This window comes from Halomonas citrativorans (assembly GCF_900163645.1).
GTDB classification, from domain to species: domain Bacteria; phylum Pseudomonadota; class Gammaproteobacteria; order Pseudomonadales; family Halomonadaceae; genus Vreelandella; species Vreelandella citrativorans.
The window spans coordinates 67,396-80,290 of sequence record NZ_FUKM01000028.1 but is presented as its reverse complement, the minus strand read 5'-3'; the positions used below and the strand labels follow the sequence as shown (position 1 = coordinate 80,290).

The following is a 12,895-nucleotide window of genomic DNA, read 5'->3' as shown; positions in this document are numbered from 1 at the left end:
CATGAACCGTATCGATCAGCGCTTTTCTGAACTCAAGCAGCAGGGCCGCAAGGCTCTGATACCTTATATTACGGCGGGCGACCCGGCGCCACAGTACACCGTTGGCTTTATGCATGCGCTGGTAGAAGCGGGTGCGGATGTCATTGAGCTTGGTGTGCCGTTTTCTGATCCAATGGCGGACGGCCCGGTTATTCAGAAAGCCTGTGAACGCGCTTTAAAGCAGGGCACCCGCTTGGTCGACTTGCTGGATATGGTGGCTGAATTCCGTCAGGCCGATACCACAACTCCGGTCGTGTTAATGGGGTATCTAAATCCTATTGAGCGTATTGGCTACGAGGCCTTCGCTGAGCAGGCTGAAAAAGTGGGCGTTGATGGCGTGCTAGTGGTCGATATGCCGCCAGAAGAGGCCGATGAATTGGGTCCGCTGTTAAAAGCGCATAATTTAGCAGCAATTTTCCTTGTGGCGCCTACCACTTCACCTGCGCGAGCCGCTACAATATGCGCCCAGGGTGAGGGGTACCTTTACTACGTTTCGCTAAAAGGCGTTACTGGTGCGGCAACCTTAAATGCAGGTGACGTCGCTGAACGTCTGGCACCGCTACGTGAAATGACCGACCTGCCGCTATGTGTTGGTTTCGGTATCCGCGATGGCGTAACGGCTGCTGAAGTGGCTAACGTAGCGGATGGAGTGATTGTCGGTAGTGCGTTAGTAAACCGTATTGCCGAAAATGTAGAAACGCCCGAAATTATCGCTGGTCAGCTTAGAAGCGTGCTAGCAGAGATGCGCACCGCAATGGACGCCTAACGCTGCCCCTCATCGTCTATACTGAAGTTGATTGACGACACTCATCAAGCTTGGCGCTGCCAGGCATGACGTAAAACGGAAGCCTTTTTGATATGAGCTGGTTAGACAAGATAGTGCCCTCCATGGGGCGTATCCAGCGTAAAGACCGTCGTGCCAGTGTGCCCGACGGCCTCTGGCGTAAATGTCCCAAGTGTGAAGCCGTTCTCTATCTTCCTGAGTTAGAGAAACACCATAGTGTTTGTCCGAAATGTGACCATCACTTACGGCTGACTGCGCGGAAACGCTTGGACTGGTTCCTGGATAAAGAAGGCCGTGAAGAGGTCGCGGCAGAGCTTGAACCTGTTGATCGCCTGAAATTCCGCGACTCTAAAAAGTACAAGGACCGCTTGGCGGCCGCGCAAAAAGATACCGGCGAGAAAGATGCGCTGATTGCAATGCGTGGTACGTTGGACGGTTTGCCGGTCATTGCGGTTGCTTTTGAGTTCACCTTTATGGGTGGGTCGATGGGAGCCGTAGTGGGTGAGAAGTTTGCCCGAGCGGCCACTATCGCGCTTGAAGAAGGTATTCCGCTGGTTTGCTTTGCGGCTTCCGGTGGTGCACGTATGCAGGAAGCGCTTTTCTCACTGATGCAAATGGCCAAAACATCGGCGGCACTTGAGAAACTCAAGCAGGCCGGTGTGCCCTATATCTCGGTGCTTACCGATCCGGTGTTTGGGGGCGTATCCGCTTCGCTCGCCATGCTGGGCGACTTGAATATTGCTGAGCCCAACGCATTGATTGGTTTTGCTGGTCCGCGTGTTATTGAGCAGACCGTCCGCGAAACGCTGCCAGAAGGTTTCCAGCGCAGTGAGTTCCTGTTGGAGCATGGTACGGTCGATATGATTGTACATCGCCAGGAAATGCGTGCCCGTGTGGGCGGCGTACTACGCAAGTTGACTCATCAGGAGGCGCTTTCGTTAGCCAGTGAATTGACGGATGATGAAGCCGTCGCTGAGCCAGTGGTTGATGAAGCACATATCGCCGATGCTGACGTAACGGTTGACGAGACAGGTCCGGATTCTATTGACAAGAGCCATGAACCACACCGCAATGCCTAAGTCGTTAGCAGAGTGGCTTCAGCATCTGGAAACCCTGCACCCTGTCGGGATTGATTTAGGCCTGGAGCGTGTGTCACGTGTTGCTGAGCGTATGGGGCTATTTAAACGCCCCATTGCCAATCGCGTTGTCATTGTGGCGGGCACCAATGGTAAAGGCTCGACGGTTGCCATGGTTGACGCGGTGGCTCGCGCACATGGTTGGCATGTGGGTACGTACTCCTCGCCTCATCTATTGCGTTACAACGAGCGGGTGCGTATCAACGGCCAGGAAGCTGACGACGCGTGCCTGGTTGAGGGGTTTGAACGTGTCGAACAGGCTCGCCTGGAAGCACCGGAAATTAGCCTGACCTATTTTGAAGCAGGTACATTGTGCGCGCTCTGGTGTCTGGCACAAGCTGAACTGGATCTCGCGGTACTTGAGGTGGGCTTGGGCGGTCGCTTGGATGCCGTCAATATCATTAATGCGGATGTTGCGGTCGTCACCACGATAGCCCAAGACCATGCGAGCTTTTTGGGAACCGATATTGCGCAAATCGGCCTTGAGAAAGCGGGTATATTTCGCCCATTGCGGCCAGCGGTATTGGGTAGTGAGTCGCTTCCCGGTAGCGTTGCCGATGCGGCTATTGCCTTGGCGGCGCCGGTTTACCGGTTAGGATTAGCGTTTAACCACAGTGCCGAGGAAAACAGCCATTTACCCTGGTGCTGGAGTGGGTTGACGGCAATGGGGGAGACGCTTTCTCTGGATGCGCTGCCTGATCCTGGTCTGCCTGTCGATAATGCCGCAACCGCGCTACAAGCGCTGGCGCTTACGGGGCTGACGCTAACGCTAAAAGCCACGCAAAATGCATTAGCCAGTGTTAATCTGCCAGGTCGGATGCAGTGGATAGGGCAGTGGTGCCTGGATGTGGGGCATAATCCTCATGCGGCGACCTATGTTGCTCGCCATTTGCCAGTACCGCCTGATACAGGACGGCAGTGGGCAGTGATAGGTATGCTCAATGATAAAGACGTTGATGGTGTTATTGCGGCGTTAGCACCGCGTATTACTGACTGGGTCTGTGTAACGCTTGATGGCGAGCGCGGCCACACGGCCAATGAGCTCGCTGAGCGTATTAAAGCCCATGGTGGCTGTGTGCGGCTTTGTGCAGACTCGCCTGAAGCCGGTGTTGATGCCATGGCTGAGATGCTCACTGACAAGGATCGCATTTTGGTAACGGGTTCCTTTTTTACCGTCGCCGCTCTGTTAGCTCGATCACTGCCACAAGCCAGCCGTTCTTAAGGCGTAGTCCCGCTAGAGGGAGATGATATGAAATATGGTAAAACAGAGCGCATTAGCGGTGTTGTGATTCTGCTTGCGCTACTCGCAATCGTTGTCCCTTGGCTGATGAGTGACCCGGCGCCGCGTGAAGAGCGACAGCAACCAACGTTCATTATTGAACAGCCCATAGAAACGGCGCGCCGTGATGTGGACGCTCCCCAAATGCCCTCTACCATTAACCCTCAGCCATCTTCAAATGTGGCAAGCAATGATGGGGTTAATGCATCGATAGATGCATCTCCGAGACTACCTGATACTTCTCAAATTGATGCGCCCAGTGAAACGGAAACCGTCGCACAAGCGCCTACGCCATCTTTAAACACTGACGCTCCTCAAAATGACCCCATTGCCGACCTGGTAGCCTCGAATAGCACGTCGACATCCAGCAGCCAAAGCGCTGCAGGCTCTTCAAGTGCTAATTCTTCAAGTGCAGGCTCTTCAAGTACAGGTTCATCAGGAGCGGGTTCTTCGAGTTCTGGGCCAGCGTCTACACAGCAAGGTGGGTGGGCGGTTCAGGTGGGTAGTTTTGGCGATGCTGCGAATGCTCAGCGACTTGGTAGCCAGCTTACAGGCGAAGGATTTAGTGTTTTTCAACGCCAGCGCGACAATAACTTGACCACAGTGCTCGTGGGGCCTTACGCATCATCAGAGGATGGCGAAGCGGCCATGGCCTTAATTAAACAGCGCGCAAACGTGCAAGGTCTGTTAGTGCGAGTAAGAGATTAAACGATGGCGCTAACGTGGATTGATGCTGTATTTCTTGCCGTGCTGGCGCTTTCGATGCTGGCCGGCTTTGTCCGTGGTTTTGTTAGAGAAGCGTTAGGGCTTGGGGCATGGGTTGTTGCGTTAATGGTCGCCCGCGTATTGGCAGAGCCGGTCGCTGAGTTAATGAGCGGGTTTGTCGAAAGTTTTGATGCTCGACTTGTATTGTCCTTTGCACTGGTTATTTTTGCGGTGATCTTGCTTTGTGGCATTGTTATTCGCTTGGTGCATGCGGCCATTGTATGGGTAGGCATGGGGCTTTTGAACCGTTTTGCGGGAGCTGTGTTTGGTATCGCGCGTGGCACGATCATCTTGCTGGTGGCCACGGTCGTTATTACGCTCACGCCGCTTGCCGAGCTTCAGGCATGGCAGCAAGCCTCGTTACGGCCCACCTTTATCGAGTTGCGCGATTGGGCGGTTAGCCAGTTGGATCAGTGGGAGCGGGAGCTGCCAGAAGCCCCCGCCTCTTTACGCGATATATCACTGCCTGACATTCGCCCGCATGGCAGTTTTACGCCGCAGCCCATGGATAGTCAATAACGCCTAACAGCGTATTTTGCGCTTGCCTAACCGCTTGACGGGTACCGGTTAAACGCAAACGTATTAAAACGAGTTTCAAGAACGTACGGGCTTGTTTTGGCAAGCCATGGCACTAAAGCGAGGTAACTTGAATGTGCGGTATAGTGGGCCTTCTGGCCAAGCAGGCGGTAAATCAGGGAATCTACGATGCCCTGACCGTACTTCAGCATCGCGGCCAGGACGCTGCCGGTATGATGACCTGGAGCGAGGGACGCTTCTTACTGCGCAAGAGCAATGGGCTAGTGCGCGATGTCTTCCACACCCGCCATATGGCTCGCCTTAAGGGCAACCTGGGCATTGGTCACGTACGTTATCCTACCGCTGGTTCATCCAGCGAAGCGGAATCTCAGCCGTTTTATGTCAACTCGCCTTACGGTATTGCGTTGGCCCATAATGGTAACCTGACCAACTCTGAACAGTTGAAGCAGGAGCTTTTCTCAACCGATTTACGGCACATCAATACCAGCTCCGACTCTGAAGTATTGCTTAACGTGTTTGCCCATGAGTTGGGTAAGCAAGGCCTGCATCTGGAAGCGGAAGATATTTTTGATGCGGTACGTAGAGTGCACCGGCGCTGCAAAGGCGGCTACGCGGCGGTCGCGATCATTAACGGTTTTGGTATGGTGGCATTTCGTGATCCTCACGGCATTCGTCCAGTGGTGTTTGGTACTCGCCAAACGGACGAAGGGCAGGATGTCATGATTGCTTCTGAGTCGGTTGCGTTAGACGTGGGCGGCTTTGAGCTTGAGCGTGACCTGTCACCCGGCGAAGCGATATTTGTGGATATGCAGGGCCAGTGCCATACGCAGGTATGTGCTGACCGTCCGCAGCTGAGCTCGTGTATTTTCGAGCATGTATATCTGGCACGCCCTGACTCCATTCTGGACGGTGCCTACGTCTACGGCACGCGTATGCAAATGGGTCGCAAGCTGGGCGACCGAATCCTGAACGAATGGCCTGATCACGATATTGATGTTGTGATTCCCATTCCGGATACGTCCCGTACCTCCGCGCTGGAAATGGCCCAGCACCTTGGGGTGACGTATCGCGAAGGCTTTATGAAGAACCGCTATATTGGCCGTACGTTTATCATGCCTGGCCAAACTCAGCGTAAGAAATCGGTACGCCAAAAACTCAACGCCATCGACATTGAGTTCAAAGGCAAGAACGTGCTGCTGGTGGATGACTCGATTGTACGTGGTACGACCTGTAAGCAGATTATTCAGATGGCCCGAGATGCGGGTGCGCGTAAGGTTTACTTTGCCTCCGCTGCGCCGCCTGTGCGCTACCCTAATGTATACGGTATCGACATGCCTGCGGCGGTGGAGTTAATTGCCCATGGCCGTACTGAAGATGAAGTAGGCGAGCTGATTGGCGCTGACCGAATTTTCTACCAGGATCTGGAAGACCTGAAAGACGCCTGTCGCGAAGTAAATCCGGAAATGGAATCCTTCGACTGCTCGGTCTTTGATGGCAAGTATGTCACGGGGGATATCGATGAAGCGTATCTGGCCGTGCTTGAAGCCAGCCGGAACGATGCCGCGAAAGATCAAAGTGCGGGTGATCATGCGCTGGTCGATATGCACAATCAGGATGATGACCTCGACGACTAAGGACAGGTCACGGATGTTTACTGAAAACAAGGGGTACGTCCATGCACAATGACAGCCAACAGGATGAGTGGTCGTTAGAGACGCTGGCGATCCGTGCAGGCCATCATCGCACCTTCGAGCAAGAGCATGCGGAACCTATTTTTCCGACCTCTAGCTTTGTCTATGAAAGCGCTGCGGAAGCAGCGCGTAAGTTTGGTGGGCAAGAGCCTGGTAACGTTTATTCGCGTTTTACGAACCCCACTGTACATACTTTCGAGCGCCGCTTGGCAGCACTTGAAGGTGGGGAACGCTGCGTGGCAACAAGTTCGGGTATGTCGGCCATTTTATCGACGGCGCTTGCGTTATTGTCTGCAGGCGATGAAATCGTGGCATCGCGTTCGCTTTTTGGCTCGACCGTCAGCCTGTTCGATAAGTACCTGGGCAAGTTTGGCATCACCACCCGCTACGTTGAACTCTCTAATGTAGAAGCGTGGGAAGCGGCTATTACGCCCAAAACGCGGCTCCTGTTTGCAGAGACGCCTTCAAACCCGCTTTCGGAGATTGCCGATATCCCGGCGCTTGCTGCCATAGCAAAACGTAATAATGCCCTTTTGGCCATTGATAACTGCTTTTTGACACCTGCGCTGCAGCAGCCTCTTGCGTTGGGTGCCGACCTCGTCATCCACTCCGCGACCAAGTACCTTGACGGTCAAGGGCGGGCCATCGGTGGCGCTGTCGTGGGTAAGCACGATGTGCTGGAAGAAGTCTTCGGCGTGGTTCGCACCTGTGGACCTTGTCTCAGTCCCTTTAATGCCTGGATATTTACCAAAGGGCTTGAAACTCTCTCGCTACGGATGAAAGCCCATTGTGAAAATGCGCTCACGTTGGCGCGCTGGCTGGAAGGCCATCCTGCGGTAAGTAAAGTGCATTACAGCGGTTTGGAAACGCATCCGCAGCATACGCTCGCCAAACAGCAACAGAAAGGCTTTGGTGCTGTGCTTGGGTTTGAGGTTGTTAATGGGCAGGAGGGCGCTTGGCAGGTGATTGATGCGACTCGTCTATTATCCATCACCGGTAACCTGGGGGATGTAAAAACGACGATCACCCATCCCGCGACGACCACGCATGGACGCTTATCCGATGCGCAAAAAGAGGCGGCGGGAATTGTTCCAGGGTTAATTCGTGTGGCGGTGGGACTGGAAAGCCAGCAGGACATTCAGCGTGATTTAGCGCGTGGCCTCAATGTGCTAGCAGCGGAACAAGGCTGACAATAAGCCCTGCTTTATCGTTAGGCTTGCTTTATTGGCATAAAAAAACCCCACGTGCGTGGGGTTTTTTGCGACAGATCTGCTTTCTAGAAGCTGTCAGTATTGCCTGCCTTACGAGTTAAGGCTGTGCAGGTCATTACCTTTAATTGTGCGGTCTGCTACTGTTTGCTGGCTTTCGTCAAAAGAGGCATCAAGTACCTCGTTTTGAGCCTGGCCGCCATTGATCGCAGGCAAGTCCGATGGGGACAGGGTGAGGTCTTCCTGGCTGTAATGGGCAGTAGACGTCGGGATCATTACGGTGTTCAGTTTCTCTGAACCACGCTCAGCCAGTGCAGCTGCTGAAAAGGTAGTGGCAGACAAGGCGATTGCAATAGCGGCGACAGTGGTAACTTTTTTCATGATATAAACCTCATTAGTGTGTAGTTGTTCTCCCATGCATGGTGTGCTTTTTGCCAAGTCACTTGAGAACATGACGATATTGTAAGCCTGCAAACTAGATAATAAAATTGATTAAAAATACACGAACCATTCTAAAAAATTGAATTAATTTCAATGGTGTTACAGAAAGTGCTTTTTTCTTGTTTTTTTTCAATGCTCCTTGCCTCTGGTTTTTAAATCCTCCGGCACCTATCAGTAGGAACCGCTTATAAGGTGCTGATTGTGCGGCCCATGAAAGCTGTTAGCACGTTAATCAATGGTTTTTACGAATGGTGTATTCTGCTTTTTTCAGCAGTCTTTTAAAGCGCCAGCCAGTATGCTCCTGATATTCATGACGGTAGCCGCGCAAGAGTCGCTCTTTCGGCGGCTTAAGAAACCGAATGTTGTTCTGATGTTTGATGATAGTGTTCAGCTGAGTGCTTTGATGGGTGCTCCGCTGTGATTAACGGGCGCTCTCGTACTGTCTTGACTTCGATAAGAACAGGCCTGCGATAGCCATGAGCGAAATGCCACCACTTGAGCATGCTTGACAGGAAGGCGAGTCAGCATAGCGTTTGTGTGGTAGTAACGAGGAAGAAAAGAATGTGGCGGAACACACAGCGCACTTGGGGTCTCGTGAGTATTCTGTTTCATTGGCTTAGCGCCATAGCAATTATTGGCCTGTTTATATTGGGCTGGTGGATGACGGGGCTTGGTTACTACGATAGTTGGTACAATCTGGGGCCATGGGTGCATCGCTCAATTGGCATGTTACTGTTGATAGCCACGGTTGCACGCATAGCGTGGCGCTTACTGCAGCCGACGCCGGCAGGTGAAGGCAGCCGTTTCGAAGTCTTGGCGGCTCATCTGGGCCATATCGCGCTCTACATCGTTTTGCTTCTTGTCATGCTTAGCGGTTATATGATTTCTACGGCTAATGGCCGGGGTATTAGCATTTTCGGTTGGTTTGATGTGCCTGCATTACTGCATGGCCTTCCTAATCAGGCCAGCATCGCCGGTGATATTCATTGGTACAGCGCATTAACATTGGTAGTTTTGGCAGTAGGACATGCGTTAGCCGCATTTAAACATCACTGGATTGATCGACACGCTACACTGGTGCGTATGGTTAATCCGGTGCGCCGATCTGAGCATTCATAAGCGATAAATGCTAATACATAAGTACTAATTGAAAAGTACTCATTAAAAAGTACTTCGAGCTTGGTGAGCAAACTCGTAAATACTGGCTGGAATCGCGTTTTCAAGCATGGAGAAAATAAAAAATTCTCTGTGTCTACTAAGGAAAGAGAGGAGATAACCATGATGTTGAAGAAAAGTGTTGTTGCATCTGCTATTGCCGCGGCTGCATTGGTGCCATTAAGCCAGGCTCAGGCAGCTGATTATAACGTTGATACCGAAGGCCAGCACGCTTTCGTGCAGTTTAAAATTAGCCATCTTGGTATGTCTTATATTCTGGGTAGTTTTGAAGAATTTGATGGCCAACTCTCTTACGACGAAGACGATGCAGACGCTTCTGCTGTTGAGTTCGAGGTTCAGGTGAATAGCTTGAACTCTAACCATGCTGAGCGTGACCGTCACATTCTGAGCAGTGATTTCCTGAATGCAAGCGAATATCCAACCGCTTCATTTGTCTCGACGAGCTTTGAATCAACAGGCGACAACGAAGGTGTTGTGACGGGTGATTTAACGTTACACGGTGAGACGCAAGAAATTGAAATGCCTGTTACGTTAATCGGTCAGGGTGAAGATCCATGGGGTAATTACCGTGCCGGTTTTGAAGGCAGCACAATGCTTAATCTGGGCGATTATGGTATCGATCTGAGCGATTTTCCCGAGCCCATGCACGAGCTAGAGCTTTATGTGACGTTTGAAGGTATCCGTCAGTAAGTCATCCGTGTTAAAAAGCGCCATCGCCCCAAGGGGCGATGGCGCTTTTGGTTATAAACATTGCAAATGAAGGAGTTACCGGTTTGAGCACTGTATTGAGTCAGCGCAAGTTGGCAATAACTCTATGGCGCCAAACCTGGCCAATGGCCATCGGGGTACTGGCGTTATTGGGTTTTCAGCTTGTTGATAGTGCTTTTGTCGCTCGCCTTGGCACTGCACCTTTGGCAGCGCAATCGTTTACCTTTCCACTCTCCTTCTTAATTATTGGGATCCAAGTGGGGATGGGCATTGCCATTACGGCGCTTATTTCTCGAGCCTTGGGAGCTGATGAGCATGCGAGAGCAAAGCGCTTAACCAGCCTGGTATTGCTTGCCGGGGGAGCCGTGATTGGCGTGCTGAGCATAGGCTTATGGCTTTTCCATGAGCCTGTTTTTCGTCTGTTAGGTGCAGATAACACGGCGCTTTCTTACATCCGTATTTATTGGGGGCCGCAGCTTTTTTCAGCATGGCTGGGTGCGGTGCTTTATTTTATCTATAGCGTATTTCGTGCCCACGGTAATACCAAGCTGCCGGGTAAGATGATGGTGCTTAGCAGTGTGGCCAACCTGGTGCTCGATCCACTGCTGATCTTTGGTGTTGGCTCCTGGGAGGGCTTGGGGCTGCCTGGGGCTGCCTGGGCAACGTGTATCGCATTCACTTTGGGGTTAGTGATTACGAGCCAGGCGCTGATACGTAAGCAATGGGTGTCTAACGTTGGGCTCTTGGATGAGGCCAAGCACTCCTGGCGCCCTTATGTGGGCATTGCCGCTCCCGCGATGGTGAGCCAATTGATGCCACCTCTTGCCAGCATGTTAACCATTGCCGTTGTCGCTGGGCTTGGCGATACCCAAGTGGCAGCGTGGGGACTGGCAAGCCGCCTGGAAACGCTTTCGCTGATGGTCATATTGGCGATGACTATGTCGCTTCCGCCTTGGTTGGGACGCTGTTATGGGGCCGGGGATTGGGGGCAAATTCAGCAGTTAATACGCTTGGCGCTTAAAGTGGCTGTTATATGGCAGCTAGGTCTTGGCGTGATACTTGCCTTGGGTGCGCCTTGGCTCGCGATGGCTCTGGCGGGAACGCCTAACGTGCAAAGCGAACTCACACTACTGATTCGCTTCTTGCTGCCAAGTTATGCTGCGCTAGGGGTATGTATGTTGGTGGTATCGGCGGGAAATGTGTTGGGCTGGCCACTGCGCGCCATGCTGCTTTCCAGTGCACGGCTCTTTGTCTGCTATTTGCCTTGCCTGTGGGTAGGCTCTCTGCTCTTTGGCTGGTGGGGGCTGGCTGCTGGCGCCGCAATAGGCAATCTGTTGGCGGGTTTAACTGCATGGGCCGTATTGGTACGTATATTATCCCGCCCGCAACGGCAGGCGGGATATAACGGCTAAGGTGATTCATAAATGGGTAATTAATACATAGGCAATTAACGCTTGTGCGGCGCTTCCTGGAACGAGAAATAGGCAAATAGGAGCGCCATTGCCAAGTAGCCGAGTACAAATTGTGGCGCGGCGTTCAATGCAAGTTGAGGTGCGTGCATTAAGCCCACAAATGAAAAGCCTGCTGCAATCAAGGCAAACACAGCAGCGCGCCGAAACTGATGATCAATCACCGACACCGTCATGGCGCCCAGCAAAATAGCCATAAACATGGCCCCTTGGCCCATCACCACAATGGCACTGGAAATATCGCTAACCACTTCGCCTGCGCCACGGCTAAAGCGCGTCATTATATAGTTAGCAAAGTAGGGCAGCATGGCGAGTGCGACGGCGGGATAGTAGCGCGTATCGTTGGCCTGGAATGCCGTGGCAATCATCGACATGCCCACAAAGACTAATATGGGCGCTACCACCGAGACGGGAATAATGGCGGCCAGGGCAGCAATTAATCCTGTCATGGTGGCCAGCGCATAAACAGCACCGTTCAATAAGCTGTAACCGCGCCCGGCGCCCATCCACTTTGCGCCTACCGTGGCGATATACACGGTAGTAGGAAAAACGCCGCCAAATAGTGCGCCGATCATGGTACCTACGCCGTCAACCGCTTGACATTCGCGGACGTCGTATTTGTCGCCAGCTGCCTCCATCGCTTCAACGTTGTTCATGGTCTCAATGGCGTTATAAAGCGTAATGGGAAGAACAACGGTTAGAACAGCGAGCATACCGGTAAATAGCAACCCCAGACCTTCAAGCCAGGCCAGGTTGGGAAGTAGCGGGTAAAAGCCCAGGTGCGTAAATGCATCGCTGAAGCGCTCACTGCCAGCATCACCAATCAAGTAAGCCATCGTCGTGCCAACAATAATCGCGAACAGCGAGGTAGGTAGCTTAAAGGGCATGCTGACCCGGGCTACTAGGCCAACGATAATAATAGCCAGCACGAGAAGCCCAATGACCGGTACTTCCAGTGTTTTAAATAACATCTCACCGGCAATAAATGTTAGTGCTACCCCCGCGACAGCCCCCAGCATGGCAGCCCGTGGCAGGTGATACTGCACCCATCGGCCAATCAGGCTAATCGCCGCTTCAATAGCGCCACTAATAAAGCAGGCAGCCACCGCAACCTTCCAGGCCAACTCGGTATCACCGGTCAGTTGCTTGGCGGGTAACAGTACGCCAAATAAAAATACAAACATAACCGGAGTAGAAATGCCGTATGAAAGGGCGGTGACGTCGGTACGGCTCTCTTTCCTGGCTAAGCGTGCAGCGCTCCAGGCGTAATAGAAGTTGCCGACCATAACGGCAATGGCCGCTCCTGGCAGCACCTGACCATAGACGATCGAGGAAGGGAAGCCCATGCCCAGCATGGTAATCGCGATAACGATAAAGTTAGCGATGTTGTTTTGGAAGAGAGCAAAGAAGGCATCGGTGTCTTCTTTTTTATACCAAGGGTAATGTGTGCTGGCTGCCGCCATGGAAAGCCTCGTTAATGAAAGAGTTTAACAGTGCAAGCCGGTTAGGCAGATAGACCCTGACTGATCGGTCAGGTTGGCGCTGAACAGGATGCCGCACGGGCGGCCCTGGTTCTGGCGGCAAGCGCGCAATTGTACACAACAATACAACCATTCCCAAGATACAAAAACGCCCAGGCAAAGCCTGGGCGCTGAGTAAAGC

Annotated in this window: 12 protein-coding genes; 10 read left to right on the top strand and 2 right to left on the bottom strand. The window is 52.5% G+C overall.

Going from position 1 to position 12,895, the window contains the following annotated elements:
* The first annotated feature begins 1 nt into the window (after position 1).
* From trpA to CZ787_RS06650, 7 genes are all read left to right on the top strand, one after another.
* Positions 2-805 (top strand): tryptophan synthase subunit alpha, encoded by an 804-nt coding sequence (gene trpA / locus CZ787_RS06680; protein WP_087107452.1) that lies wholly within the window; start codon positions 2-4, stop codon positions 803-805.
* Positions 806-897: 92 nt separating this feature from the next.
* Positions 898-1,902, top strand: a complete 1,005-nt coding sequence (accD, locus tag CZ787_RS06675; RefSeq protein ID WP_087107450.1) for an acetyl-CoA carboxylase, carboxyltransferase subunit beta — start codon at positions 898-900, stop codon at positions 1,900-1,902.
* On the top strand, positions 1,895-3,181 hold the full coding sequence (folC, locus tag CZ787_RS06670) for a bifunctional tetrahydrofolate synthase/dihydrofolate synthase (protein WP_087107448.1): 1,287 nt from the start codon (positions 1,895-1,897) through the stop codon (positions 3,179-3,181). Before accD ends, folC begins: the two co-directional genes overlap by 8 nt.
* A gap of 27 nt (positions 3,182-3,208) precedes the next feature.
* Positions 3,209-3,946 carry an SPOR domain-containing protein gene (locus CZ787_RS06665; protein WP_087107445.1) on the top strand — a complete coding sequence of 246 codons (738 nt, stop codon included), beginning with the start codon at positions 3,209-3,211 and terminating at the stop codon, positions 3,944-3,946.
* Between the two features lie 3 nt (positions 3,947-3,949).
* Complete coding sequence (locus tag CZ787_RS06660; RefSeq protein WP_087107443.1) at positions 3,950-4,522, top strand: CvpA family protein; 573 nt, start codon at positions 3,950-3,952, stop codon at positions 4,520-4,522.
* Between the two features lie 131 nt (positions 4,523-4,653).
* The gene (purF, locus tag CZ787_RS06655) at positions 4,654-6,174 is read left to right on the top strand and encodes an amidophosphoribosyltransferase (protein ID WP_087107440.1); all 1,521 of its coding nucleotides are present in this window, start codon (positions 4,654-4,656) and stop codon (positions 6,172-6,174) included.
* A gap of 41 nt (positions 6,175-6,215) precedes the next feature.
* Entirely contained in the window at positions 6,216-7,421 is a 1,206-nt protein-coding gene (locus tag CZ787_RS06650; protein ID WP_087107438.1) for an O-succinylhomoserine sulfhydrylase, read from the top strand.
* A 111-nt stretch (positions 7,422-7,532) separates the two neighbouring features.
* Here CZ787_RS06650 and CZ787_RS06645 read toward each other — a convergent pair whose 3' ends face one another.
* The gene (locus CZ787_RS06645; protein WP_087107436.1) at positions 7,533-7,820 is read right to left on the bottom strand and encodes a hypothetical protein; all 288 of its coding nucleotides are present in this window, start codon (positions 7,818-7,820) and stop codon (positions 7,533-7,535) included.
* A 621-nt stretch (positions 7,821-8,441) separates the two neighbouring features.
* Here CZ787_RS06645 and CZ787_RS06635 point away from each other — a divergent pair.
* From CZ787_RS06635 to CZ787_RS06625, 3 genes are all read left to right on the top strand, one after another.
* Positions 8,442-8,999 (top strand): cytochrome b, encoded by a 558-nt coding sequence (locus CZ787_RS06635; RefSeq protein WP_087107432.1) that lies wholly within the window; start codon positions 8,442-8,444, stop codon positions 8,997-8,999.
* Positions 9,000-9,161: 162 nt separating this feature from the next.
* On the top strand, positions 9,162-9,746 hold the full coding sequence (locus CZ787_RS06630; protein WP_087107653.1) for a YceI family protein: 585 nt from the start codon (positions 9,162-9,164) through the stop codon (positions 9,744-9,746).
* 143 nt (positions 9,747-9,889) lie between these two features.
* On the top strand, positions 9,890-11,176 hold the full coding sequence (locus tag CZ787_RS06625) for an MATE family efflux transporter (RefSeq protein WP_419866533.1): 1,287 nt from the start codon (positions 9,890-9,892) through the stop codon (positions 11,174-11,176).
* 35 nt (positions 11,177-11,211) lie between these two features.
* On the opposite strand, the gene CZ787_RS06620 is transcribed toward CZ787_RS06625, so the two are convergent.
* On the bottom strand, positions 11,212-12,696 hold the full coding sequence (locus CZ787_RS06620) for a uracil permease (RefSeq protein ID WP_087107430.1): 1,485 nt from the start codon (positions 12,694-12,696) through the stop codon (positions 11,212-11,214).
* Positions 12,697-12,895 lie beyond the last annotated feature (199 nt).

Bases quoted from the DNA above. Each gene is read 5' to 3' on its own strand.
- CZ787_RS06660 (WP_087107443.1), top strand. From the start codon at position 3,950: ATGGCGCTAACGTGGATTGATGCTGTATTTCTTGCCGTGCTGGCGCTT.
- CZ787_RS06645 (WP_087107436.1), bottom strand. From the start codon at position 7,820: ATGAAAAAAGTTACCACTGTCGCCGCTATTGCAATCGCCTTGTCTGCC.
- purF (WP_087107440.1), top strand. From the start codon at position 4,654: ATGTGCGGTATAGTGGGCCTTCTGGCCAAGCAGGCGGTAAATCAGGGA.
- folC (WP_087107448.1), top strand. From the start codon at position 1,895: ATGCCTAAGTCGTTAGCAGAGTGGCTTCAGCATCTGGAAACCCTGCAC.
- accD (WP_087107450.1), top strand. From the start codon at position 898: ATGAGCTGGTTAGACAAGATAGTGCCCTCCATGGGGCGTATCCAGCGT.
- CZ787_RS06630 (WP_087107653.1), top strand. From the start codon at position 9,162: ATGTTGAAGAAAAGTGTTGTTGCATCTGCTATTGCCGCGGCTGCATTG.
- trpA (WP_087107452.1), top strand. From the start codon at position 2: ATGAACCGTATCGATCAGCGCTTTTCTGAACTCAAGCAGCAGGGCCGC.
- CZ787_RS06665 (WP_087107445.1), top strand. From the start codon at position 3,209: ATGAAATATGGTAAAACAGAGCGCATTAGCGGTGTTGTGATTCTGCTT.
- CZ787_RS06650 (WP_087107438.1), top strand. From the start codon at position 6,216: ATGCACAATGACAGCCAACAGGATGAGTGGTCGTTAGAGACGCTGGCG.
- CZ787_RS06620 (WP_087107430.1), bottom strand. From the start codon at position 12,696: ATGGCGGCAGCCAGCACACATTACCCTTGGTATAAAAAAGAAGACACC.
- CZ787_RS06635 (WP_087107432.1), top strand. From the start codon at position 8,442: ATGTGGCGGAACACACAGCGCACTTGGGGTCTCGTGAGTATTCTGTTT.
- CZ787_RS06625 (WP_419866533.1), top strand. From the start codon at position 9,890: ATGGCCATCGGGGTACTGGCGTTATTGGGTTTTCAGCTTGTTGATAGT.